Genomic DNA, 23,435 nt, shown 5'->3' with positions numbered 1-23,435 from the left:
CCTTTGGCCAACGCCTCAGGCAGCTTTCGGCACGCGCGCGGGAACGTCGCGCACCGATGCCAGCGCCGCCTGTTCGCCCTCGGTGCCGCTTTCGTGATATTCGGCATCCTCGTTGACGCCCCAGATGTCGTACACCCGCTCGCCCGCGACGATATTGCGCACCGTCAGCATCGCGGTCATCATTGCATGATCCTGGTTGTTATAGCGGTGCATGCCGTTGCGCCCGACCATATGCAGCGTCGGATAGCGCGCCTCCAGCTCGCTGCGCATCGTTTCGACATGCACGGCATAGTCGTCGTCATAGACCGGATAGGCCTTTTCCTGCCGCACCACGGCGCCGCCCACGACATCCTTGGGATCGCACAGCCCCAGGATCGCCATTTCCTTGGTCGCCAGCGCAATCAGCTCGTCGTCGCTCGACGCCCACAGCCCGTCGCCCTCGAAGCAGAAATACTCCAGGCCAACGCACGCGAGTTCGGGGTCGGGAACCATTTCGGGCGACCAGCTGCGGAAATTCTGCACCCGGCCGACCTGCACCTTGCTGTCGTGGATATAGATCCAATTGTCGGGGAACAGATCCTCCGACCGAATCTTGAGCGCCACCGTCAGAAAGTCGCGATATTTCAGCTGCGGCGCTGCGGTCAGCGCGCAGGCGGGCAACGGATGGATACGGGCCGCCAGCTCGCGCATCGGCGCCGAGCTGATGACATGCGCCGCGTCGATCACGACGTCGCCATCGGGACCGTTCGCGGTCAGCCGCCAGCGGCCGCTCACCTGATCCTGCGTCAGCTGTTTGAAACTGTGCGCCATCAACACATGATTGCCGCCCGCGACGACCTTGTCGCGCGCCGCGTCCCACATCATGCCCGGGCCAAGCCGCGGATAGCGAAAGGTTTCGAGCAGAGTCTTGGTCGCCATGCCGTCATTCGGCCGTTTGTTGAGCCCCAGGCTGCGCTTCAGCCCGTCAATCACCGCCCCGCCGAGCGAAAGCCCCTTGATGCGCTGCGCCGCCCAGTCCGCCGACATTTCGTCGCACGGCATGCCCCAAACCTTCTCGGTATAGGTCTTGAAAAAGATCGAATAGAGCTTCTTGCCGAACTGGTTGATCGTCCAGTCCTCGAAACTGCGCACATTGTTGTTCGGCAACAGCTTGGCCTTGGCATAGCTCACCATGCAGAGGGTCGAGCGCACGACGCCCAGGTTCCACAGCGCCTCAAACGCGCGTAGCGGGTAGGAGTAGAATTTGCCTTCGTAATAGATGCGGCTCATCCGCGGGCGCTCGATGAAATCGTCGGGCAAAATCTCGTTCCACAGATCGACGACTTCGCGGCTTTTCGAAAAAAAGCGATGCCCGCCGATGTCGAAGCGGAAACCGTCATGCTCCACCGTCCGGCTGATCCCGCCGACATAGACCGGATCCTTCTCGATGACCGTCACCCGGTACCCCTGTTGCGTCAGCTGATAGGCCGCGGTCAGTCCGGCCGGCCCGGCGCCGATGACGGCAACATCGACACTGGTCGGGCGGTTTGTCGGCGAACCGGATAGATCGGACATTGATTGACTTCCCCACAGGCAAATTCATGCTCCCTTCCGCTGTGGCCAATCATGGCTAAGAAATGGTTAAATTTGTGGGGTCTCATTCGGTGCCTCCGTCGTTCGAATGGCCAATCCAGCCGCCTAGGCAACAATCTGTTGCGGCCATCGCGGCGATGTGCTGGTTGCCGACAAAGCGGGAAATGGAGACGGAAAAACATTGGGCGCGACGCGAATACTGATGTCTCTTGCGGTCTTCTGCCTCGTCAGTTGCTCCGGTGCCGAACCGCCCAACGTAGAGCCGCGCGAGATCCTGCCCCAGCCAGACCAAGTTGCCTTCTTCGAACGACCGCGCACCCTCGCGGCAGCGAGGCAGTCCGATCAGCCAGGCCCGCTCGTGGTTTTGCTCGAAACCGATCCATGGGCGTCTGTAATGGGATCCGATTCGCCAACCTTTGCACTCTATGAGGACGGAACGGTCATCCAGAAGAGCACAAACGGCTTCGTCACCACACGATTGGACAAGCCCGAAATCGACCAACTGCTCGATCGGCTGGATCTGCCTTCGCTGTCGCGGTCCTATGGACGTTTCGATGCCGCGGATGCGACCGACCAGCCTGAGCAGAATTTGCTGATCTATCGAACCGCCCGCCCCATATTTGTTTCGGTGTACGGTTCGCTCGAGGATAAGGCCGTGCGGGCTCAGGTGCCGCTCGAAGTCAATCACGCCTACGACGTACTGGCGCAATTCAAACATCCAAAAGGCCGGGAATGGCTACCGGAAAACATCGAGGTGATGATCTGGCCGTATGAACATGCGCCCGAACCGTCATTAAATTGGCCGGAGAAATGGCCAGGACTGAACGATGCCAAGACTGTCAGGCGAGGCGGAGACTCGTTCAGCATTTTCATGCCTTCGACCAAACTTGCCGATCTGCGCGCGTTCTTCGAACGCCGGAATGAACGGGGCGCTTTTGAAATAGACGGTCAAAAATGGTCGGCTTCGATCCGTTTTCCTTTTCCGCACGAAAAGCTCTGGATGGCCCCCCGGCCTGAATTGGAGTGAAATCTGCTACCACGCCCGAACCGCCGATTGTCAGCTATAAGCCCCCGTCCCCTTCACCCGGCGGCCCACGCGCGCCGTTGCCCTCGCCCTTCGCCGCTCCATCGGGCACGGCCGCGTCGCGCCGCAACGGCTTCAGCGCCAGCGTGCCCAGCCGTACCCGCGGCATTGCCTTGCCCGGAACCGCGGCGACTCCAAAACCGCCATCGAGCCGGAGCGCCGCCGCCGACGCCTTGCCCAGCCGCACCGTATAGCGCCCATAAGCCACGCTTTCGAACAGGAAATAGCCATCGAACTCGGTCAGCGTCGTCGCCCGCACCCGGCCTTCGGCATCGACCAATTCGAGTGCCAGCCCCTCGACCGGGTTGCCGCCGTCGCGCCGCACCACACCCTCGATCTCCCCCGCCGCCGCCATCGGCAGCGACACGCGCGTCGCAACGCCGGGGCGCGGCGACACGACCACGCCGAGCAGCGCGGGCTGGACATAGGGATCGGGCAGGCTGCCGGCGTCGATGCCGATCAGCACCGGCCGGAACGGCTCCAGCCCGTCAATCGTCCCGCGGCCGTCCTTGTCGGTCGCGGCTTCAACATAGGCGTTGCCCGCGGTCAGCGGCACGCCCGCCAGCGCGGCTTCGCCCGGCTGGCGGATGCCGTCGCCATTGTCGTCCATCCACACATCGGCGATCACCTGGCCGCGGCTCGCCAGCTTTTCGCTCGACACCCGCCAGCCGCCGTTAGGTTTCGGCCCCAGGCTGAAGGCGAGCGAAAGCGACGCCGCGAGCGATCCATCGCTCGCCACTTCGCCGAAACCGCTCAGCTGTAACCGATTGAAACGGCGCGTATATCCGGCACCGACGCGCGCGCGTTCGAGCCCGCGGTCATAGCCAAGTTCGGCGCGCCATTCGGCATCACCCTTCCCTGCCCATTCGCCGATGAGCGCCACGCGCGTGTCGCTGCTGTCGCCCGACAGCGCAAAGCGCGCCTCACCGCGCAGGCGGACGCGCCCGATCCGGGCATTGGCGAGCAGACTGGCGGTCAAATTGTCGGGCGGATCGGGACCGATTGGCGCTTTGGTACGGCTCCAGTCGAGTTGCCCGGTAAAGGTCAGCGCGCGGAAACTCGCCGACGCGCGCGCGCTGGCCTCGATGCTGTCGATGCCCGATCGCCGTTCGATGTGGCGCACATCGAAATGCAGCGGCAGCACCGTCTGCCCCAGCTTGACCGACTGATCGACCGAGATCGAATAGAGGCCATTGATATTGCTGATAAAACGATCGGACACAAAGCCGTTCCAGCCGCGCATTGCATCGGCCCGGATATAGGTTTCGCCGAACGCCGCGAGCCAGCTCGCGCGCACCGCGCCGCCGCCATCGTCGGCGTAGCTGCCGCCGACCTCCAACAGGGTCGGCCCGATAGACCGGTGCAGCGCTACCTCAGCATAGTTGCGCCGGACATCCTCGATCATCAGGCTGTGGGCATAGGCCGCGATTGATGTGCGCGTGTCGAGTCCGCGCTCTAGACCAAGCGTCCCGCGCCAGCCGCGCCGGAACGGCCCGCGCCGTCGCCCGCCGAACTCGATCAGGTCGGCATTTTCCTGCGCGAACCCCGCCCAATACCAGGTCTGCTGCGGCGGGATCGAGTCCATCCCCACCTGCACCTGCTTGATTTCGCGCCGGACCTGTCCCTGCGGGCCGTACAACACGATCTCGAAGCGGTTCGCGCCATATTGCAGCGGAACGTCGAGAAATTCATAGCGGCCATCGCCATTCGGGTTGGTGAACGCCAACAACTGGCCGTTGCGATAGAGTTCGGCATCCCATCCGGCGGGCAGATCGCCGCGGAAGGTCGTTTTGTCGAAACTGTCGGGACGCTCGATCGGGCGGTTGGTGACCACCGCGCCGCGCCCGGGCGCCGACGACGCGACTGCGCCAGTCGACAGCAGGCTGACATCGCCCACCGCATAATGCGTCGCCTTCAGCGGCCCGAGCAGACGTCCTTCGGGATCGGTACGATACAGCCGCATCCGCAGGCTGTCGGGCACGCCCTCATTATCCGACGACAGCCGCGCATCGAAACTCTGCCCCAGCACCTCGCCCGCCGCAAAAATCTCGTACCGCCCCTGAACATAGGAACCACCGCGCCGGTCGGACACGAACCCCGCCGTCGCGACGACATCGACCGACGGCGTCGCCCACGCCTGATACGGCCGCGAAGCCTGCGGCAGGCTCGCGAGGTCGAACTGCGCCGCCGGCCGGATCCCCGCCGCGCGGGCACGCCGTTCGGCGGCGAGCTGGAACGGGAGCTTGTCTTTGGTGTCGATCCGCAGCACCGCGTTCGACAGGTCGGCAACGATCGGCACCCCCAACCAGGCGTTCAAACTGTCCAGATCGACGCACCAGCCCGCGGGCGTATCGCGAATCATCGTGGCGGAGAGGCGGAAACTCTGGCTCCCCGCGCGCACTTCGCCCGCGTCGCGGTCGATCGTCAGGCTGCGACGTTCGTCGAACACCCACCCGGTTGCGCGGCGCAACTTCTTGTCGATGCGCACCGCCAGGTCGAGCGCGAGCACGACATCGGCGAGGTCGACGCACACCCCCTGCGGCGTCTGATAGCCGCGCACTCCGTCGCCCAGCCGATATTGCCCCGACCGCATGTCGAACAGCCAGCTGTCGTCCTCGTTCGGCGCCCAGCTGTCGGTCGCCAGCGAAACCGGCGCTTTATCAACGGCCTGCGCGCCAGCGGGAACGAGTCCCACCAGCGCCAGTCCGGCGAGGACCGCCGGTTTCCATCGGGTCAGCGCCGCGCGGATCACGGCTTTGGCTTTCGCCCCGTCCTTAACCCGTCATTTCACCACTCGCTCGGCCTCGTCGATCGTGCCGCCGCCGATCTCGCGGTCCTCGCTATAGCGGATGCGCACCGGCCCTTTGAGCTTTGCGGCGAGTTCGGGCGGCACGCGGAGCGAAACCTCGCGCGCGCCGACCTCGGGATAGACCGCGATGCCGCGCGCCACGAGCAAGGGCTCGCTCACCCCCGGCCGCGTGACTTCGATATCGCCGTAGACCGAGCGATTGCCTGTCCGCGTCAGCCCGAAATTGAACGCCGGGCCATCGGGAGTGTCGCCGACCCACGCCTCGCCGATCGTCGCTTCGGCGCCCAGATCGCCGACACGGACGATCACCGGGATGGTGATGCCGTAAATCGGGATCAGCGCGATCGACACGCCGGTCGCGGCCGGTTTCGCCGGGTCAGCCGCCACGGCGGGCGCTGCATCGGGCACGGCGCGGAACAGCATATGCGCGCGATATTCGCCCGGCGGCGTACCCTCGGGGATACGCACCCCGACGCGGATCACCTGCGGCTGGTTGGGCGGCAGGGTGACGCGGCGCGGGCTGAACGCGATCATGTCGAGCGCGGTGCGCTCGGCGGGTGTGACGTTGGCCTCGGCGATCTCGTCGAGCCCGCCCGCTGCGGTCATCCGCTTGATCTCCAGGCTGATCCGATAGGTCGCCGGTTCTGACCCGATATTGTTCAGCACCACCTCGGTACCGCGCGATCCGTCGAGAACGACGCGCGTCGGCGCGACGAGCAGGTCACCCGCCGCCTGAACCGGCACCGTCACGGCGCCGAGCAAAACGACAGAAAGCAGGCCGAAGCCTTTGAAAAAGCGCAACATGGATACGATCCCCACAATCGTTTGTCCGGAAAGGCCCACACCTTTCCGATGGTCGCATCCTGCCTGCGCCAACATGGTTGATATTTCGCTAACCATGACCGTCACTTGCCATGTCGATCTCTTGGACGCTGCGCATAGAAAAGGGGCCGCCAGACCTGCGCCCGGCGACCCCTGATTGGCTGACGGGCGCTTCCGCCCGCCATCTCCCCCACCTTACTGGTAGTTGGCGGTGACGTTGAACGTCCCGGTATAGTCGCCCGCGGTCTGGTTGGCGCCGACGCTGAGCGTGCCGCCGACCTGGAAGCTGCCGCCGGTGGTGCCGAGCGTGATGTTCGCCGCCGAATAGGTCAGCGTCGATGCCATCGTGCCGCCCAGCGAACCGTTGAGCGTGACGCTCGAATCGCCGCCGACGAGAACGACCGCACCGCTGGTGCCCTGAACGTCGAAGTTTGCCGCTGTCGTGGTCCCCGTGCAGGTCAGCCCGGCACCGCAGGTGCGGGCACCAGCCGTGGTCACCGCCACCGTCGAAGCGGTCGCGCCGCTGATGATCGTGGCATATTGCAGGGCGCTGGTGTTGGTCAGCGTGATCTGACGCAGAATCTTGGCCGTGGCCGTACCCGTTGCCGAAGCCGCATGTGCCGCCGAGGCGTTCATGGCGAGGGCAGCAATCGCGGCGCCGACGATGGCGCGCTTCATTCCAAATTTGCGCATATGTTTGGTCCCTTGAATTCGAAAACTGATTGTCGAAACGCGAATGGATATCCCACCCCATTCGCCGACCTGTTTAGCGGGCGACAGGTTCAGCCTTTGCCAGCAAGCTTGGTTAACAGCGCAGTAGGAATTGGCCCGCCTTACCCATGGTAAGCAAGCGAAATCAGGCTTTTAGCCTGATGTTGAGGAGATCGTGGGGACCGCCTGTCTTTCTTTAACGGCCCGGACTGGCACAAATTAAGCGCGCGGCGGACAGCATCGCATAGAAGACAGAAAATGGCGCCTGATCGATTCGCACGGCCCAATCGTCATCCCGGCGAACGCCGGGGTAACGGGCAAGCTTCAAATCGCCTCGCCGCTCAATCGCTGGCAGATCATATCAAGCTGGTCGAGCGATGCGAACTTCAGCGTCAGATTGCCCTTACCGCCGCCCGCATATTGAATCGCCACCCCGATGCCGAGCAATTCGGACAAATGGCGCTCGACCGCGACGATGTCAGGATCGCGTCCGACGCCGTCCATGCTCTTATATTCCAGCGGCGCCTTGCGCCCGCCGCCCTTGCCGTCGCGCACCAGCGCCTCGACCGTGCGCACCGACAGGCCTTCCTTGACCACCCGCCGCGCGATCGCCTCGGCATCGGCGGCGCCGATCAGCGCGCGCGCATGCCCCATCGCCAGCGATCCGTCGCCGATCAGCGCCTGCACCGCGTCGGGCAGGTCGAGCAGCCGCATCAGATTCGCGACATGGCTGCGCGATTTGCCGACCAGCTTGGCCAGCGCTTCCTGATTATGCCCGAAATCGTCGATCAGGCGGCGATAGGCGCCCGCTTCTTCGATCGCGTTCAGGTCTTGCCGCTGGATATTCTCGACCAGCGCGATTTCATAGGTCGCGGCATCGTCGAGTTCGCGGACCAGCGCCGGAATCTGGTGCAAACCGGCGCGCTGCGCCGCGCGCCAGCGCCGTTCGCCCGCGACCAGCTGATAGCCGTCGCCATCCGGCGCGCGGCGGACAATGATCGGCTGCAACAGCCCGCGCAGCCCGATCGAATCGGCAAGTTCGGCGATCGCATTCTCGTCAAAATGGCGTCGTGGCTGGCCGGGCAGCGGACGAATCGATCCCAGCGGTACATGCTGCACCGCGTCGCCCGATACCGTCGGCGCCGCCTTTGCGGCACTTCCCGCACTCGCCAGCACCGGCGCTTCGGCCGCCACATCGCCGAACAGCGCGTTCAGCCCGCGCCCCAGTCCCGACGGCCGCTTGCGCGCCGGCGATGCTCCATTTTCGTCTTGTTTATCAACCATTTATGCAGCCTTGCGGACGTTGGGCAGACGATCGATCAGCTCGCGTGCCAAGGCGATATACGCCGCCGACCCGGCGCAGCGATGATCATAGATCAGCGCCGGCAAACCATGGCTCGGCGCCTCGGACAAACGAACGTTGCGCGGAATCACCGTTTCGAACACCACCGGGCCCAGCACCTCGCGCACATCGTCCGACACCTGGTCGGTCAGTCGGTTGCGGCGGTCGAACATCGTCAGTGCGACGCCCAGGATCGACAATTTCTGGTTGAACCGCTCGCGCACCCGCTCGACCGTCGTGAGCAGCTGGCTCAATCCTTCCAGCGCAAAAAACTCGCATTGCAGCGGCACGATCAGCGATTCGGCGGCGATCAGCGCGTTGAGCGTCAGCATCCCCAGCGACGGCGGGCAATCGATCAGGCAGATGTCCCACTGCGCCGCGTCCGGACCCGACAGCGCCTGCTGCATCCGGTGCAGCCGATCCTGAAATTCGATCAGCTCGATCTCGGCGCCCGACAGGTCGACCGTCGCCGGGACGATGTCGAGCCGCGGCACCGCGGTCGGGATCGCACATTCGCGCAGCGTCGCATCACCGCGCAGCAACTCGTAGCTCGAAAATTCGCGCTGCGCCTGCTTGATCCCCAACCCGGTCGACGCATTGCCCTGCGGATCGAGGTCGATGATCAGCGTGCGCCAGCCGGTCGCCGCGAGTGCGGTCGCCAGGTTGATCGCGGTCGTCGTCTTGCCAACCCCGCCCTTCTGGTTCGCCACGCAAATGCGGATCATGCTTTTCCTCGTTTCTTGTCCGTGATTTGCCCGGTTCCGACCAAGATCTGGCTGTCAGCGTCGGTTAGGCTTTGTTCCACGTGAAACAGATTCTGCCATGCCTGCGGCAACAACGCCAGTTCCTTAACCGCATTTCGCCCCTTTGGCAGCAGCCAGCGCGTCGATTCGGTGGAAAAACGGGCGGATAAGTCGATCAGTTTGTCGAGCGGCGCAAAAGCGCGCGCGCTGATTGTCGCCGCGGCGCGCGTTTCGAGGCGTTCGAGCGGCGCTTCGAGGACTTCGACATGCGCCAGCGCCAGTTCGGCAACCACCGCGCGCAGGAAATCACACCGCCGCTTGCGCGATTCGACCAGCATCATCGGCCGCTCGCTCAGCAGCGCGACGACGAGCCCCGGCAAGCCCGGCCCGCTGCCCAGGTCGAGCCACAGCCCATCGCGATCGCGATCGAGCGCCAGCAACTGCGCGCTGTCGGCAATATGCCGCACCCACAAGATCGGAATCGTCGACGCGGCGATCAGATTCTGCTGCGCACTCTCGGCGACCAGCATCGTCGCAAACTGCTCCAGCCGCATCCATTGATTGGCTGACGGGGCAAAAGTCGCCGCGATCCAGTCGCGCGCCGCCTCTTCTCCATCCAACGCCGCTACTCCGCCATCCATCTTGCTACACCCCATTTCGTCATTCCAGCGTAAGCTGCTGTCCCGCTTGTCCTTCTTCGCGCCTTTGCGCCTTTGCGTGAGATTTCTATTGGCTCACGCAAAGGCGCAAAGATATCGCGTCAGCCCTCATTTTCCGCGCGTCGCAAATAGGGCCCTCTCATCAGTTTTCCGCTCGTGTCGAGCGAAGTCGAGACACCTGTCGACTAGCGACAGGCAGATGGGTGTCTCGCCTTCGCTCGACACGAACGGAACCCCGGATCAGACCCTACACTCGATGCGCCAGAAAAGAGCATCGGGTGGCAACATATCCTTCGAACTGCGCTCCGCGCTACCCCGGCAGGTGCTTCCGAGGCCGAACCGCCCTCTTTGTGTCTTTGCGGGATATTCTAAGATCCTGCCGCGGCGCTCTCAGGCCGCTCGCCGCCGACTATGCACCATGATCGCGGTCAGCGCTGCGGGCGTCACCCCATCAATCCGCGCCGCCTGCCCCAAGGTCTCAGGCCGCGCCTTGCCCAGCCTCTCGACCATCTCGCGCGACAGCCCGCCGATCGCGGCATAGTCGAGCGCCGGATCAAGGCTGATCGCCTCATTCGCCGCCAGCGACCGCAGCTCGGCATCCTGCCGCGAAATATACGGCGCATAATGCGCGTCCTCGACCAACTCGTCGAGGATCGTCGAATCGATCGGGTCCAATTCGGGTGCGAGCCGCGCCAGGGTCGCAATCGTCACATCGGGAAAACGTAGCAACTCGATCCGCGTCCGCGCGACGCCATCACCCGGGATAGTCATGCCAATGAAGCCATAATCCGCGCTGGTGACGGATACCGCTAGCAAGGCTTCGGCCCTCGCACGCTCCGCCTGCCGCGCCGCAAACCGCGCCGCCGTTGCCGGTCGCACCAGCCCCAGCGCAATCCCCTTCGGCGTCAACCGCGTTGCCGCATTGTCGGCGCGCAGCCGCAGCCGATATTCGGCGCGCGCGGTCAGCATCCGGTACGGCTCGGTTACCCCCTGTAGCACCAGGTCGTCGACCATCACCCCGATATAGGATTCGGAACGGTCGAGGATCAGCGGCGGGCGCCCCTGCACCGCCAGCGCCGCATTAGCGCCCGCGACCAGCCCCTGCGCCGCCGCCTCTTCATACCCCGTCGTGCCGTTGATCTGCCCCGCGCAATAGAGGCCGAGCATCGCGCGGACCTGCAATGTCCGGTCGAGCGCGCGCGGATCGATATGATCATATTCGACCGCATAGCCCGGCACGACCATCTCGACCGCCTCCAACCCCTCCATCGTCCGCAGCATGCTCAGCTGGACCTCGGCGGGCAGCGAGGTGGAAATGCCATTTGGATAGACGAGGTGCGTGTCCAGCCCCTCGGGCTCCAAGAACACCTGATGCCCGTCGCGATCGGCGAAGCGGTGGATCTTGTCCTCGATCGACGGGCAATAGCGCGGCCCCGCCGCGCCGATCGCACCGGTGAACAGCGGCGATCGATGCAGATTGTCGGCTATGATCGCGTGCGATTCGGCGTTGGTGCGCGTGATCGCGCAAAAAATTTGCGGCACCGTCCGCTCGCTGTTCCACGTGGAACAAGTCCATGTACCACCGTCCGAAGGCTGTTCTTCGAGTCGCGCCCAGTCGATCGTCCGCCCATCGAGCCGCGGCGGCGTCCCGGTCTTGAGCCTTGCCATCGGCAGATCGGCCGCGCGCAGCTGCTCGGCGAGCCGATGCGCGCCGTCCTCACCAATGCGCCCGCCGACCATCCGCTCCTCGCCGCGAAACATCTGTCCGCCCAGGAAGGTGCCGGTCGCCAGCACGACGGCGGGCGCGGTCAGCGCCGTACCGTCTCCCAGCTCAAGCCCTTCAACCACCGCGCCATCGTCGGATAGCCGCAGCGCCGCCGCTTCACCTGCAATCACCGTAATGCCATCCTCGGCGGCGAGCAGCTGCTGGATCGCATCGCGATAGCGCGTCCGATCGGCCTGGATCCGTGGCCCCTGCACCGCCGCGCCTTTTGACGCATTGAGCATCCGGTAATGGATCGCTGCGCTATCCGCCGCGCGCGCCATCCACCCGTCGAGTGCGTCGACTTCGCGCATCAGATGCCCCTTGCCGAGCCCCCCGATCGCCGGGTTGCACGACATCGTCCCGATCAGCGCCGGATCAAAACTGACCAGTGCCACCCGCGCGCCAAGCCGCGCCGCGGCGGCCGCGGCCTCGGTCCCGGCGTGGCCCCCGCCGACGACGACAACATCATAGATTGTGCTAATGTGCATGATTGTGTCGGCGCATAGCCGAAAGCGCTGATGAAATCCACCGCGAGCCGCGCGATCAAAATCTCACACAAAGACACAAAGATGGCGCGTTCGGCTGCTGGCCGACGCGCCATCTTTGTGTCTTTGTGTGAGAAAATTCAGCTTACACCCTGCCCGCGTCAGAATCGCTGTTCCACGTGGAACATCATTTCCCGATGCAGAAACGACCGAACAGCGTGTCGAGCATATCTTCTACCCCCGCACGCCCCGTAATGCGGTCAAGCGCCCCGCTCGCCAACCGTAACCGTTCGGCGAGCAGAATCAGGTCCGACGCCTCGCGCGATCGCGGCTCGACCTCCAGCCATTGTTTCGCGTCGGCCAGCGCCGCGCGCTGGCGCTGGCGCAGTGCAGCTTCGCCCTCGCGCGGCAGCAGTGTCCGCGCCATTTCGACGATCATGCGATGGAGCCGGTCCATCCCCTCGCCCGTCGCCGCTGACAGGGTCAGATCGCACCGGGCCGCATCGGCTTCGGCCGCGGCGTCGCCGCGCCAGCGGTCGGCCTGCGCTGCGATCAGAATGGCGCGCGGATGGTTCGGCACGTCGCGCGGCGCGCCCAGCCACAACAATATGTCCGCCGCCTCCACCGCCGCCTTCGCGCGATCAATCCCTATCATTTCGATCGCATCGGCACTTTCGCCGCGTAGTCCCGCCGTATCCGAAAAGCGCATCGCAATCCCGCCCAGCGCCAACGGCGTCTCGATCACATCGCGAGTCGTCCCCGCCACCGGCGATACAATCGCCAGCTCCCTCTGCACTAACGCGTTGATAAGTGTAGATTTCCCGGCATTGGGCGGCCCCGCGATCACCACCGACAACCCATCGGCAATCACCTCCGCCCCCGGCCGCGCCAGCCACTGCCCCAGCTCGTCCGCCAAAGCTGCCATCCCCGCAATCAACCGCTGCGCGACACCTTCGCCAACTTCGACATCATCTTCATCGGCAAAATTCAGCTCCGCCTCGGCCCCCGCCATCAGGGTCAGCAGCCGCTCCTGCCATCCCTCCACCGCCCGCGACACATGCCCGCTTGCCATACCGAGCGCCTGCACCCGCTGGCTCTCGGTCTCCGCGGCCAGCAGGTCGGCCAACCCCTCGGCCTCCGCCAGATCGATCCGCCCGTTCTGGAACGCCCGCCGCGTAAACTCACCCGCCTCTGCGCGACGTAATTCCGGCAGCGCCCCCAGCGCCGCTTCGACCGCTGCCACGACCGCCCGTCCGCCATGAAGGTGCAACTCGGCCAGATCCTCGCCCGTCGCCGTCGCCGGTCCGGGAAACCACAGAATCAGGGCGCGATCGAGGGGTTCTCCGTCGATGGTCTTGAGGTCAGCCAGCGTCGCCCGCCGCGCCGCAGGCACACGCCCGGCCAGCGCCTGCAACGCCGCACCCGCCTGCGGCCCGCTGACCCGCACGACGGCAATCGCCGCCGGCGGCATCCCGCTCGACAGGGCAAAAATTGTGTCGTTGACGCTCTCTTGATTCAGCTCTTGCGCCCTCGCGCCGGCTTGTCGTCGTCCGTCGCGGCCGATTTGCTCGCACCGCCCATCAGCCCGCTGCCGAACTGGCCGAGCAGCGACTGGACTAACCCCAGCCCGCTCTCGCCCATCGGCACCCAGGTCTTGACCATCGCCTGCACCATGTCGGGGGTAATCCCCTTCGCCATCAAGTCCTTGACGCGGTCGAGATAGACATCGTGCAGCGGTTCCAGATCGGGCAGGCCGAACAGCTGCCGCGCCTCCTGCGGGGTGCAATCGATCTCGATATTGAACTTCATCGCCTGTCTCCGCCCCGATAAACCGGTAAGCCGCTTGAGCCACGCCCGCAGCCCCGCTAGCTTCGCGCTTTCAACGCCATTTAGCAAGAGTCAGGAACCCCCCACATGTCCGCGACGAACATCACGATCCCCGCGCTCGACGGGACGAATGCCATCCCCGCCTATGTCGCGCGCCCCGATGCCGACAGCTCGCACGCGATCATCGTCATTCCCGAAATTTTCGGGGTGAACGCCGGCATTCGCGAGAAATGCGACGAATGGGCGGCGCAAGGGTATCTCGCGATCGCTCCAGACCTGTTCTGGCGCTTTGCTCCCGGGGTCGAGCTTGACCCCGATGTCGAGGCGGAGTTGCAGGAAGCCTTCGGCTATTTCGGCCGATATGATGCCGACGACGGGGTCAAGGATATTGAGGCGGCGATCCGCTGGCTCCACGCCCAAGGCGCGACCAAGGTCGGCTGCGTCGGCTTCTGCCTCGGCGGGCGCCTCGCATACATGGCCGCGGCGCGCACCGACGTGAACGCGTCGGTCGGCTATTATGGCGTGATGATCGACCAGATGCTGAACGAGAGCCATGCGATCGCACATCCGCTGATGTTGCATATCCCGACCGCCGACCATCTCGTCGGTCCCGAAGCGCAGGCGAAGATGCACGAGGGGCTGGATCCGCATCCCAAGGTCACCCTCCACGACTATGAAGGGCTCGACCATGGCTTTGCCGCCACCAGTGGCAATCGCCGCGACGAGGCGGGCGCGCAGCTTGCCGATGGCCGCACCAAGGCCTTTTTCGCCGAGCATCTGGCATGAGCGCTGCCGATCTTGCTCATAGAGGCGTCGCGGCGTGGCACGCCTATATGGACGGCGGCGGCGACCCGCAGGCCCTGCGTGATATGCTGGCCGAGGATGCCGTGTTCCACTCGCCGGTCGTTCATTCGCCGCAGGCGGGCCGCGACAAAGTGTTCGCCTATCTTCATGCTGCCAGCCATGTCCTCGGCGGCGACGATTTCCGCTACGAGCGCGAGATCATTAACGGCGACCAGGCAATGCTGGAATTCGCGACGACGCTCGACGGTATCCACATCAATGGCGTCGATATCATCCGCTGGAACCAAGACGGAAAGATCATCGATTTCAAGGTGATGGTCCGTCCGCTCAAGGCGATCAACAAGGTCTGGGAAAAGATGGGCGAGATGCTGGCCGCGCAGGACTAGCGTTCGCGCCGCGCTAGATCAGCATCAACGCAGCAAGTTCGCGGTAAAGATGTGGTGGCAGATCGGCAACGCCGTCGTGCTCGGCCATGCCTTTCGGCGCATCCTCATCGGCCAGATAGCGCCACCCCTGATGCGCGCGCTTCGACAGCGGCGGCAATATCTCCACATCCTCCGAACAGACGATGTCGATCCGGCCATCCTTGCGATCGTCGAAGCGCAAAATCTGCTGCCGTGCGACGATCCTATGCTTGATGATCCAGTGCAGGTAACCGCCAACCAGCTCATCCATCCGCTTCGGTCGCATCCGCGTCGCATAGCGCACCTCGCCCTCGCGCACGCGCGTCGCCACCCGGCGCGCGAACGTCTCGACATGCGCGCAACCGACCGCGACCTTGGTGAGATGAAGTGGGGGCATCGAGCCTAAATGGTGCGGCGACGGCGAAAACCAAGCCGATATGCCGCGATCGTCCCGACGCCGACGGGGTATCTGACCCGTCGGCTTCGGATATCGATGCTGTCTAGCCCAGCAAGGTGCCGAGCCCGACCGACGGGTCGACCCAACCGTCGTAGATCATCTTGACCGCGACATAGACGATGACCGCAAGGCCGAAGTACGCAATCCAGCGATAGCGTTCGATATATTTGGCGATGATGTTCGCGGCGACGCCCATCAGGATGACCGCAACGATCAGGCCGACGATCATGATCCCGGGGTGGTCGCGCGCCGCGCCAGCGACTGCGAGGACGTTGTCGAGGCTCATCGACACGTCGGCGATCGCAACCGCCCAAGCGGCCGCCGCAAAGCTCTTGGCAGGCTTCAGGCCCGAATGCTCGTCGCCCGCGACTTCCGGCGATCCGGCCGAATGCGCGCCCTCGCGCAGTTCGCGCCACATTTTCCACGCCACCCAGGCAAGCAGCAAGCCGCCGATGAAGATGAGCCCGACGATCTGGAGCAGCTGGGTGACGACCAAAGCGAAGGCAATGCGCAGCACCAAGGCAGCCAGCACACCGATAATGATCACCTTGCGGCGTTGGTCGGCGGGCAGGCCCGCGGCGAGCGCGCCGACGACGATCGCATTGTCGCCCGCCAGAACGAGGTCGATCAGCAACACCTGCAAAAAGGCCGCCATCGCGGCGGGTTCGGTAATGTTCGAAAAATCATTGACGATATGGCCCCACATCTCGCTGGGACCACCCAGTCCCTGTGCGGCCGTGGTGGCAGCGGTCAACAAAAGGTCAATCACACAAGCTCTCCGACATGTTGCACGACAGGAACGGGGTCATAAATAGAATGCAGCAGTATTCACCACTCGTCATATCGATCAGAGCAGCGAAAACCATCGCGATGGTCTTCCATGCGGTCCCAATGCACGATCAGCAAGTAAGTTTCCACTGCTTCGCGCTCGCACCCTGCCTCCACGCCCAAAAATCCGGGTAAAGCTGCGAACAGTGGGCGCGCTTTGGTCAAGGCGCGTTCGAAAGCGGCCCCTTCGTCGACCCGAACCTGAACAGCGCGGGTTTGACGATCGTGCCGCATCGATCCGCGTTATTGGTTCATCGAATCGAAAAAGTCCTCGTTGGTCTTCGAATCCTTGATCTTGTCGAGCAGGAACTCCATCGCATCGATGGTGCCCATCTGCATGAGAATGCGGCGCAGCACCCACATTTTGCTGAGCTTGTCCTTCTCCATAAGCAGCTCTTCCTTGCGCGTGCCCGACTTGCCGACGTCGAGCGCGGGGAAGATGCGCTTGTCGGCGACCTTGCGGTCGAGGACGATTTCGCTGTTACCGGTGCCCTTGAATTCTTCGAAGATCACTTCGTCCATACGGCTGCCGGTGTCGATCAGCGCGGTGGCGATGATCGACAGCGACCCGCCTTCTTCGATGTTCCGCGCGGCGCCGAAAAAGCGCTTCGGGCGCTGGAGCGCATTGGCGTCGACACCGCCGGTCAGCACCTTGCCCGACGACGGCACGACGGTGTTGTAGGCACGGCCAAGGCGGGTGATCGAGTCGAGCAGGATGACGACGTCCTTTTTGTGCTCGACAAGACGCTTGGCCTTTTCGATCACCATTTCGGCGACCTGGACGTGGCGTGTCGCGGGTTCGTCAAAGGTCGAGGAAACGACCTCGCCCTTCACGCTGCGCTGCATGTCGGTGACTTCCTCGGGGCGTTCATCGACCAGCAGGACGATCAGATAAACCTCAGGATGATTGTCGGTGATCGCTTTGGCGATATTCTGCAGCAGCACCGTTTTACCGGTGCGCGGCGGCGCGACGATCAGCGCGCGCTGGCCTTTGCCCTGCGGGCTGACGAGGTCGATCACCCGCGCCGACTTGTCCTTGACGGTCGGATCAACGGTGTCGAGCGACAGCTTCTGGTTCGGATAAAGCGGGGTCAAATTGTCGAAATTGACCCGGTGACGGACGACATCGGGATCGTCGAAATTGACACTGATCAGCTTGGTCAGCGCGAAATAGCGTTCGCCGTCACGCGGGGCGCGGATCTCGCCCTCGACTGTATCCCCGGTGCGCAGGCCATGTTTGCGGACCTGGTTCGGCGAGACATAGATGTCGTCCGGACCGGCGAGATAATTGGCTTCGGACGAACGCAGGAAACCGAACGAGTCCGGCAGCACTTCGATCGTGCCCGAGCCGATGATTTCTTCATCCTCGGCGACCTCTTTGAGGATCGAGAACATCAGATCCTGCTTGCGCAGCGTCGAAGCGCCCTCGACCCCCAGTTCCTCGGCCATTTCGACCAGCTGGGCGGGCGATTTCGTTTTCAGTTCTTTAAGATGCATGGATGGATTCCAGGTGAATTTCAGGAAAAATGGCAGTCGATTTTCATTGCACCGCTGGGGTGCCTATCCGGCCGTGGGACGACCGTTTGCGATAGCTTCGGCGCTCGGGAAGCGCCGCCCGGCTGGCGGGATTGACACGGCCCCTATAACCGCGGCGGGAGCAAGTCAATCGGACCTGCGCCAGGACCACCGGATATCAGGGCCGAACGACCGCCAGAATGACGATGATCGCGGCAGCGACACCGGGGACTTCGTTCAGCAGCCGGAGCTGCTTTTCGGTGAGCGGCCGCAAGCCTTGCTGGAGCTTCTTGAAATAGCCGATCATCCAGCCGTGATAGCCTGACAGCGCAAACACCAGGATGAATTTTGCAATGAACCAGGTCTCACCCCAATAATTGCCGTTGAAGGCGAGCAGCAGCCCGAGCACCCAGACGATCGTCAGCGACGGGGTCAGGATGATCCGGCGCAAGCGGTCTTCGCGATCGAGCCACTTTTTGTCCTCGTCGGATCCAACGGCACATTGGTGGTGATAGACAAAAAAGCGCGGCATCATGAACAGGCCGGCCATCAGGAAGATCACAAAAATGATATGCGCCGCTTTGACCCAAAGCATCGTCGCCCCCAAAAATCCTGCCCAGTCTGCCATGTTACCCGCCGCGAACCCGTCTGATCAGATGCTCGACATGGGCAATCGGCGTGTCGGGGACGATGCCATGGCCGAGGTTGAAGATATGGGGTCGCGCCGGGAACGCTGCAAGGATACGGTCGATCGCGGCGTCCAATGCGGGCCCGCCCGCAACCAGCGCCAGCGGATCAAGATTGCCCTGCACCGGCAGATGTTGCGGCACGACGCGGTCGGCCCAGTCGGGATCGACCGTCTCGTCGAGCCCGATCGCATTAACGCCGGTCTCATCGGCATAGGCGCGCAGCTTGCCGCCGGCGCCCTTCGGAAAGCCGATCACCGGGGTGTCGGGATGCATCGCCTTCAGACGGCGGACAATTTCCGCGTTCGGTGCAATCACCCAGCGTTCGAATTGCGCCGGGCTCAGGCTGCCCGCCCAGCTGTCGAACAATTGCACCGCCTCGACGCCATGTTCGATCTGCCCCGACAGGTAAGTTACCGTAACGTCGACGATCGCATCGATGATCGCCTGAAACGCAGCAGGATCGCCGAACGCCATGCGCCGCGCTGCGGCCTGATCCTTCGACCCTTGCCCCGCCACCATATAGGTCGCAACCGTCCACGGGCTTCCGGCAAAGCCCAGGAAGGTCGTTTCGGCAGGCAGCGACGCGGCGACGCGCGCTACCGTCGCATAAATGGGATCGAGCCGCGCGGGCACTGCTTCGAGCGATGCCAACGCGCTGTCCACCAGCGGCGGGGCCAGCCGCGGCCCCTCGCCCGCCTCGAACCATAATTTCTGTCCGAGCGCATGGGGGACGATCAAAATGTCGGAAAACAGGATCGATCCGTCGAACCCAAAACGGCGGATCGGCTGCAAGGTCACCTCAGCCGCGGCTTCGGGATCGTAGCAGAGCTCGAGGAAACCACCCTTGGTTTCCCGCAGCGCCCGATATTCGGGCAGATAGCGTCCCGCTTGGCGCATCAGCCATAAGGGCGGGCGCTCTTGCCGCGCCCCGCGCAGCACGGCCAGCAAACTCTTCGGTGACGCCTTCACACGGCCCCTCTTTCTTCTATCAATAATATCTTAAATGAAATTGTGGTGGTTTGTTGGTCGGCGGACAGCGGGGCTTTAGGCCGAGGCGTCGTTTTTGCCAACAGCTTGACTCTCATCATGCCTCCCTTTGCTTCAGAGTCGCGAACCTCTGTGCCCCTAATTCACAGCCTGTGGATAAGATTTGTCCATTGTGGACAAGTGGCGGAGCGGATTCGACACGCCCGGGGATGAATCCTCCGTACCCATTTGCTCCCCGCGCTTGTCCAAAACTTATCCACAGGCGGCTTTTCGGCATTCCAAAGCTGATCCGGGATTGCCTTTCTTGGCAGCTTCCCGCCATGGTGCCGCGATGGGCCGGCTTCACCTTCATCTCATATCCGACTCCACAGGGGAGACTCTCGAAAATATCGCCAAGGCGGCCATCGCACAGTTCGACGATGTCGAGGTGGTGCGCCATTTCTGGCCGATGGTGCGGTCGGAATCGCATCTCGATCGGATCATGGCCGAAGTGCAGGCCAGTCCGGGGATGATCCTGTTCACGCTGGTCAATGGCGACCTGCGCGTCAGCCTCGAACGTCGCGCCGGGGCGCTCAATCTGCCGCTTGTGCCCGCGCTCGACGCGGTGACCGATGCGCTGTCGCGGATGCTGGGTCAGGAGGCGAAGGCGCGGCCGGGACGCCAGCACCAGCTCGACGCCGCGTACTTCGCGCGGGTCGAGGCGATTCAGTTCACCGTTGCGCATGACGACGGCATCGGCTGGGAAAATTGGGAACAGGCCGACATCGTTCTTGCCGGGGTGTCGCGCACGTCGAAGACGCCGACCAGCATCTATCTCGCCAACCGCGGGTTCAAGACCGCGAACATCCCGATCGTTCCTGAATCGCCGCCACCCGATGTCTTGTTCCGGCTGAGGCGCCCGATGGTCGTCGGGTTGACCACCGGGCTCGACCGGCTGGTGCAGGTGCGGCGCAACCGGCTGCTCTCGCTCAATCAGGCGCCCGAAACCGCCTATGTTGACGACGAGCGGGTGAAAGCTGAGCTGGCCTATGCACGGCGCATGTTCGCCGACAATGGCTGGCCCGTGATTGATGTGACACGGCGCTCGATCGAGGAGACCGCGGCGGCGGTGATCAAGCTGGTCGAGGACCGCAGCGCCGGATGACGCTTCTCCTTGCCTCGCAAAGCAACGGCCGCGCCGCGATGCTCCGTGCCGCGGGAGTCGCGTTCGAAACGACTGCCGCGCATGTCGATGAAGAGGCGCTGACCGCATCGCTGCTCGCCGCGGGCCAGACGCCGCGCAATATCGCCGACGCGCTCGCCGAAGCGAAAGCCGTCAAAATCTCGTCGCGCTTGCCGGGGGTTACGGTGATCGGTGCCGACTCAACGCTCGCGCTCGACGATGGGACAATGCTGTCGAAACCCGAAACACCCAAAGAGGCGGCTGACCATCTTCGCCGCATGGCGGGAACGCGCCACCGTCTGTTCAGCGCCGCGGTTGCCGCGCGCGACGGAGCGCCGGTGTGGCGCGCGATCGGCGAGGCGAAGCTGTGGATGCGCCCCTTGTCCGACGCCTTCATCGCCGCCTATGTCGCGCAGCATTGGGACAGCATCCGCTGGACCGTCGGCTGTTACGAGATTGAGGGAGCGGGCGTGCAATTGTTTGAGCGGGTTGAAGGCGATCCCTGGACGATCATCGGCATGCCGATGCTCCCGCTGCTGGCGTGGCTGCGGGCCACCGGATTGGCTAAGTCATGAGCAGCGCTCCCTATGCCGAGGTGATCGGCGATCCGATCGCGCAGTCGAAATCGCCGCTGATCCACAAATTTTGGCTCGACGCGCTCGGCATCGCGGGGGATTATCGGCGCGCCCATATCAAGCCTCAGGATCTCGCCGCCTACCTCACCGAGCGCCGTGACGATCCCCGCTGGCGCGGCTGCAACGTCACCATCCCGCACAAGGTCGCGGTCATGGACCTGGTCGACGACCCCGGCAATATTCGCGGTACGATCGGGGCCATGAATACAATCGTGCGTCAGCCCGACGGGTCGGTGATCGGCACCAACACCGACGCGGCGGGCTTTTATGCGCCGCTTGCCGAGCTCGATCTGGACGGCGCGCCGGTCGCGGTTGTCGGCGCGGGCGGCGCGGCGCGGGCGGTGTTGTTCGCGCTGGCACGCGCGAACGTCGGCCATGTCACCATCCTCAATCGCAGCCCATTGAAAGCGATGGGCCTGCTCGCGACCTTCGGACTGAAGGGCGATGTCGTCCAGCTAGACGCCGCGCTCCCGCCGGTCGCGCTGCTCGTCAATTCGAGCAGCCTTGGCATGACCGGGCAGCCGCCGCTCGATCTTGACCTGTCGCCGCTTCCTGAAGACGCGATTGTCTATGACCTCGTCTATGCGCCGCTCCAGACCGGCTTGCTCAAGGCTGCCGCCGCGCGTGGGCTCGACACCATTGACGGGCTCGACATGCTGATCGGCCAGGCCGCGCTCGCCTTCGAGCTGTTTTTCGGCGCGCCGCCGCCCCAGGGCCGCGACGACGAACTGCGCGCGCTGCTCATTGCATGACCCACCACCCCCGCCCCGGTTCGCGGTTGCGGCGGCCTTTCATCCTCGGCCTCACCGGCTCGATTGGCATGGGCAAATCGACTGCAGCGACGATGTTCGAACGCGAAGGCGTGCCGGTATTCGATGCCGATGCCGAAGTCCACCGGTTGCAAGGCCCGGGCGGCGCGCTCGTCGCGGCGATCGAAGCGCGCTTTCCTGGCACCACCGGACCCGGTGGGGTCGACCGGCAGAAACTCGGGGGGCTGGTGCTCGGCAACCGCCACGAACTCGCCGCGCTCGAAGCGATCGTCCATCCCGCGGTGTTTCGGGCACAAAAAAAATTCCTCGCCCGCCACCGCGCCCGCGACGTCGTGGTGCTCGACATCCCGCTGCTCTTCGAAAAGGGCGGCTGGCGGCGCGTCGGGGCGATTGCGGTGGTGTCGGCGCCGACATGGATGCAGACCAAGCGGGTGATGCGCCGACAGGGCATGACCTATGGCCGCCTGAAAGCAATCCGGCGGTTGCAGGTTCCCGACCGCGTCAAGCGCGCGCGCGCCGATTTCGTCATCGACACAGGCGGACCCAAAAGCGAGACGCATCGCCAGATTCGCGCCATCGCCTCTTGTTTCCGCGCCCGATAGGGTCCAGATTAATGGTTCAATGCGAGAGATCATCTTCGATACGGAAACCACGGGATTCGATCCCAAGACCGGGGACAGGCTGGTCGAAATCGGGTGCATCGAGCTGGTGGATCGCCGTGAGACCGGCCAGACCTTTCACGCTTATTTCAACCCCGAGCGCGATATGCCCGCCGCTGCCGAAGCGGTCCACGGCCTGTCGATCCAGTTTCTGTCGGACAAGCCTTTGTTTGCTGAGCGCATCGACGACCTGATGGAATTTCTCGGCGACGCGCCGCTGGTTGCGCACAACGCCGCCTTCGACTTTGGTTTCGTCAACGCCGAGCTGGCGCGCGCGGGACGCCCCGCGCTCGACATGGCGCGGATGTGCTGCACGGTGCAGATGGCGCGCAAGCTCCACCCCGGCGCCAAACACAGCCTCGATGCCCTCTGCACCCGCTACGGCATCGACCGCAGCCACCGCGTCAAGCATGGCGCCCTGCTCGACGCCGAATTGCTGGCGCATCTCTATATCGAAATGACCGGTGGACGACAGATCGGTTTGGGGCTGGCATCGTCGGCACCCGGTACCGAAGCCTTGGCGCCGACCATCTCCCAAGCGGCGCGCGGCCATGTCCGTCCGTTCCGCGAACCCCGACCCCATATGGCATCGGCCGCCGATCTCGCGCGCCATGCCGAATTTGTCGCAGGGCTGAACCAGCCGCTGTGGCTCGATACGGTGTGACGACGCTCCCTTGATGTCATCGCACCGGACATAGCAGGAGAA

Annotated in this window: 24 protein-coding genes; 8 read left to right on the top strand and 16 right to left on the bottom strand. The window is 64.1% G+C overall.

Translation table 11 applies throughout. The annotated features are described in order from the left end of the window. Positions 1–15: 15 nt before the first annotated feature. On the bottom strand, positions 16–1,554 hold the full coding sequence (locus tag B4F07_RS09900) for an NAD(P)/FAD-dependent oxidoreductase (protein WP_293701208.1): 1,539 nt from the start codon (positions 1,552–1,554) through the stop codon (positions 16–18). Between the two features lie 157 nt (positions 1,555–1,711). Here B4F07_RS09900 and B4F07_RS09895 point away from each other — a divergent pair, with 157 nt between their 5' ends. Next, positions 1,712–2,599: a hypothetical protein gene (locus B4F07_RS09895; RefSeq protein WP_293701209.1), complete on the top strand. Its 888-nt coding sequence runs from the start codon at positions 1,712–1,714 to the stop codon at positions 2,597–2,599. Between the two features lie 34 nt (positions 2,600–2,633). Here the strand turns inward: B4F07_RS09895 and B4F07_RS09890 are convergent, their stop codons facing one another. From B4F07_RS09890 to B4F07_RS09850, 9 genes are all read right to left on the bottom strand, one after another. Then, on the bottom strand, positions 2,634–5,408 hold the full coding sequence (locus B4F07_RS09890) for an MSCRAMM family protein (RefSeq protein ID WP_293701210.1): 2,775 nt from the start codon (positions 5,406–5,408) through the stop codon (positions 2,634–2,636). A gap of 30 nt (positions 5,409–5,438) precedes the next feature. Further along, on the bottom strand, positions 5,439–6,269 hold the full coding sequence (locus B4F07_RS09885) for a molecular chaperone (protein WP_293701211.1): 831 nt from the start codon (positions 6,267–6,269) through the stop codon (positions 5,439–5,441). Positions 6,270–6,482: 213 nt separating this feature from the next. Next, positions 6,483–6,980 (bottom strand): DUF4402 domain-containing protein, encoded by a 498-nt coding sequence (locus tag B4F07_RS09880; RefSeq protein WP_293701212.1) that lies wholly within the window; start codon positions 6,978–6,980, stop codon positions 6,483–6,485. Positions 6,981–7,322: 342 nt separating this feature from the next. After that, positions 7,323–8,282, bottom strand: coding sequence for a ParB/RepB/Spo0J family partition protein (locus B4F07_RS09875; protein ID WP_293701213.1), 960 nt, complete (start codon positions 8,280–8,282; stop codon positions 7,323–7,325). Then, a complete protein-coding gene (locus B4F07_RS09870) occupies positions 8,283–9,065 on the bottom strand; it encodes a ParA family protein (protein ID WP_293701214.1) in 783 nt (260 codons plus the stop codon). It abuts the gene before it with no gap. After that, a complete protein-coding gene (gene rsmG / locus B4F07_RS09865; RefSeq protein WP_293701215.1) occupies positions 9,062–9,739 on the bottom strand; it encodes a 16S rRNA (guanine(527)-N(7))-methyltransferase RsmG in 678 nt (225 codons plus the stop codon). The genes B4F07_RS09870 and rsmG overlap by 4 nt, the downstream gene beginning before the upstream one ends. 393 nt (positions 9,740–10,132) lie before the next feature. Then, entirely contained in the window at positions 10,133–11,995 is a 1,863-nt protein-coding gene (gene mnmG / locus B4F07_RS09860; RefSeq protein WP_293701216.1) for a tRNA uridine-5-carboxymethylaminomethyl(34) synthesis enzyme MnmG, read from the bottom strand. Between the two features lie 184 nt (positions 11,996–12,179). Continuing rightward, the gene (gene mnmE / locus B4F07_RS09855; protein WP_293701796.1) at positions 12,180–13,484 is read right to left on the bottom strand and encodes a tRNA uridine-5-carboxymethylaminomethyl(34) synthesis GTPase MnmE; all 1,305 of its coding nucleotides are present in this window, start codon (positions 13,482–13,484) and stop codon (positions 12,180–12,182) included. 23 nt (positions 13,485–13,507) lie between these two features. Beyond that, entirely contained in the window at positions 13,508–13,801 is a 294-nt protein-coding gene (locus B4F07_RS09850) for a DUF6489 family protein (protein WP_293701799.1), read from the bottom strand. Positions 13,802–13,906: 105 nt separating this feature from the next. Here B4F07_RS09850 and B4F07_RS09845 point away from each other — a divergent pair, with 105 nt between their 5' ends. Then, positions 13,907–14,605 carry a dienelactone hydrolase family protein gene (locus B4F07_RS09845; RefSeq protein ID WP_293701217.1) on the top strand — a complete coding sequence of 233 codons (699 nt, stop codon included), beginning with the start codon at positions 13,907–13,909 and terminating at the stop codon, positions 14,603–14,605. Between the two features lie 47 nt (positions 14,606–14,652). Continuing rightward, the gene (locus B4F07_RS09840; protein ID WP_349681322.1) at positions 14,653–15,009 is read left to right on the top strand and encodes a nuclear transport factor 2 family protein; all 357 of its coding nucleotides are present in this window, start codon (positions 14,653–14,655) and stop codon (positions 15,007–15,009) included. A 13-nt stretch (positions 15,010–15,022) separates the two neighbouring features. Here B4F07_RS09840 and B4F07_RS09835 read toward each other — a convergent pair whose 3' ends face one another. The 6 genes from B4F07_RS09835 to hemE all read right to left on the bottom strand — a co-directional run bounded on the left by B4F07_RS09835 (position 15,023) and on the right by hemE (position 19,485). Then, the gene (locus B4F07_RS09835; RefSeq protein WP_293701219.1) at positions 15,023–15,424 is read right to left on the bottom strand and encodes a DUF1489 family protein; all 402 of its coding nucleotides are present in this window, start codon (positions 15,422–15,424) and stop codon (positions 15,023–15,025) included. Between the two features lie 103 nt (positions 15,425–15,527). Next, entirely contained in the window at positions 15,528–16,253 is a 726-nt protein-coding gene (locus B4F07_RS09830) for a TerC family protein (RefSeq protein ID WP_293701220.1), read from the bottom strand. Positions 16,254–16,312: 59 nt separating this feature from the next. Further along, complete coding sequence (locus B4F07_RS09825) at positions 16,313–16,546, bottom strand: antibiotic biosynthesis monooxygenase family protein (protein ID WP_293701221.1); 234 nt, start codon at positions 16,544–16,546, stop codon at positions 16,313–16,315. 9 nt (positions 16,547–16,555) lie between these two features. Continuing rightward, a complete protein-coding gene (gene rho / locus B4F07_RS09820) occupies positions 16,556–17,809 on the bottom strand; it encodes a transcription termination factor Rho (RefSeq protein WP_293701222.1) in 1,254 nt (417 codons plus the stop codon). Between the two features lie 196 nt (positions 17,810–18,005). Further along, complete coding sequence (locus B4F07_RS09815) at positions 18,006–18,455, bottom strand: CopD family protein (RefSeq protein ID WP_293701223.1); 450 nt, start codon at positions 18,453–18,455, stop codon at positions 18,006–18,008. A 1-nt stretch (position 18,456) separates the two neighbouring features. Beyond that, a complete protein-coding gene (gene hemE / locus B4F07_RS09810; RefSeq protein WP_293701224.1) occupies positions 18,457–19,485 on the bottom strand; it encodes a uroporphyrinogen decarboxylase in 1,029 nt (342 codons plus the stop codon). A 349-nt stretch (positions 19,486–19,834) separates the two neighbouring features. Here hemE and B4F07_RS09805 point away from each other — a divergent pair, with 349 nt between their 5' ends. The 5 genes from B4F07_RS09805 to dnaQ are packed head-to-tail and all read left to right on the top strand — an operon-like array spanning position 19,835 to position 23,393. Then, on the top strand, positions 19,835–20,647 hold the full coding sequence (locus tag B4F07_RS09805) for a pyruvate, water dikinase regulatory protein (RefSeq protein ID WP_293701225.1): 813 nt from the start codon (positions 19,835–19,837) through the stop codon (positions 20,645–20,647). Next, the gene (locus B4F07_RS09800; protein WP_293701226.1) at positions 20,644–21,240 is read left to right on the top strand and encodes a Maf family protein; all 597 of its coding nucleotides are present in this window, start codon (positions 20,644–20,646) and stop codon (positions 21,238–21,240) included. Before B4F07_RS09805 ends, B4F07_RS09800 begins: the two co-directional genes overlap by 4 nt. Then, entirely contained in the window at positions 21,237–22,052 is an 816-nt protein-coding gene (gene aroE, locus B4F07_RS09795) for a shikimate dehydrogenase (RefSeq protein WP_293701227.1), read from the top strand. The genes B4F07_RS09800 and aroE overlap by 4 nt, the downstream gene beginning before the upstream one ends. Beyond that, on the top strand, positions 22,049–22,672 hold the full coding sequence (gene coaE / locus B4F07_RS09790) for a dephospho-CoA kinase (protein WP_293701228.1): 624 nt from the start codon (positions 22,049–22,051) through the stop codon (positions 22,670–22,672). Before aroE ends, coaE begins: the two co-directional genes overlap by 4 nt. A gap of 19 nt (positions 22,673–22,691) precedes the next feature. Beyond that, positions 22,692–23,393, top strand: a complete 702-nt coding sequence (gene dnaQ, locus B4F07_RS09785; protein WP_293701229.1) for a DNA polymerase III subunit epsilon — start codon at positions 22,692–22,694, stop codon at positions 23,391–23,393. Positions 23,394–23,435: the final 42 nt, after the last annotated feature.

Origin of the sequence: Sphingopyxis sp. UBA6723, from assembly GCF_002454115.1 — a bacterium.
Taxonomy (GTDB): domain Bacteria; phylum Pseudomonadota; class Alphaproteobacteria; order Sphingomonadales; family Sphingomonadaceae; genus Sphingopyxis.
Note: the sequence above shows the minus strand (reverse complement) of the source record. Positions and strands in the feature narration are given on the sequence as shown.

Excerpts from the sequence above, each read along its gene's own strand:
- B4F07_RS09900 (WP_293701208.1), bottom strand. The coding sequence starts at position 1,554 with ATGTCCGATCTATCCGGTTCGCCGACAAACCGCCCGACCAGTGTCGAT.
- B4F07_RS09885 (WP_293701211.1), bottom strand. The coding sequence starts at position 6,269 with ATGTTGCGCTTTTTCAAAGGCTTCGGCCTGCTTTCTGTCGTTTTGCTC.
- B4F07_RS09880 (WP_293701212.1), bottom strand. The coding sequence starts at position 6,980 with ATGCGCAAATTTGGAATGAAGCGCGCCATCGTCGGCGCCGCGATTGCT.
- B4F07_RS09875 (WP_293701213.1), bottom strand. The coding sequence starts at position 8,282 with ATGGTTGATAAACAAGACGAAAATGGAGCATCGCCGGCGCGCAAGCGG.
- B4F07_RS09870 (WP_293701214.1), bottom strand. The coding sequence starts at position 9,065 with ATGATCCGCATTTGCGTGGCGAACCAGAAGGGCGGGGTTGGCAAGACG.
- rsmG (WP_293701215.1), bottom strand. The coding sequence starts at position 9,739 with ATGGGGTGTAGCAAGATGGATGGCGGAGTAGCGGCGTTGGATGGAGAA.
- mnmG (WP_293701216.1), bottom strand. The coding sequence starts at position 11,995 with ATGCACATTAGCACAATCTATGATGTTGTCGTCGTCGGCGGGGGCCAC.
- B4F07_RS09850 (WP_293701799.1), bottom strand. The coding sequence starts at position 13,801 with ATGAAGTTCAATATCGAGATCGATTGCACCCCGCAGGAGGCGCGGCAG.
- B4F07_RS09845 (WP_293701217.1), top strand. The coding sequence starts at position 13,907 with ATGTCCGCGACGAACATCACGATCCCCGCGCTCGACGGGACGAATGCC.
- B4F07_RS09840 (WP_349681322.1), top strand. The coding sequence starts at position 14,653 with ATGGACGGCGGCGGCGACCCGCAGGCCCTGCGTGATATGCTGGCCGAG.
- B4F07_RS09835 (WP_293701219.1), bottom strand. The coding sequence starts at position 15,424 with ATGCCCCCACTTCATCTCACCAAGGTCGCGGTCGGTTGCGCGCATGTC.
- B4F07_RS09825 (WP_293701221.1), bottom strand. The coding sequence starts at position 16,546 with ATGCGGCACGATCGTCAAACCCGCGCTGTTCAGGTTCGGGTCGACGAA.
- rho (WP_293701222.1), bottom strand. The coding sequence starts at position 17,809 with ATGCATCTTAAAGAACTGAAAACGAAATCGCCCGCCCAGCTGGTCGAA.
- B4F07_RS09815 (WP_293701223.1), bottom strand. The coding sequence starts at position 18,455 with ATGGCAGACTGGGCAGGATTTTTGGGGGCGACGATGCTTTGGGTCAAA.
- B4F07_RS09805 (WP_293701225.1), top strand. The coding sequence starts at position 19,835 with ATGGGCCGGCTTCACCTTCATCTCATATCCGACTCCACAGGGGAGACT.
- B4F07_RS09800 (WP_293701226.1), top strand. The coding sequence starts at position 20,644 with ATGACGCTTCTCCTTGCCTCGCAAAGCAACGGCCGCGCCGCGATGCTC.
- aroE (WP_293701227.1), top strand. The coding sequence starts at position 21,237 with ATGAGCAGCGCTCCCTATGCCGAGGTGATCGGCGATCCGATCGCGCAG.
- coaE (WP_293701228.1), top strand. The coding sequence starts at position 22,049 with ATGACCCACCACCCCCGCCCCGGTTCGCGGTTGCGGCGGCCTTTCATC.
- dnaQ (WP_293701229.1), top strand. The coding sequence starts at position 22,692 with ATGCGAGAGATCATCTTCGATACGGAAACCACGGGATTCGATCCCAAG.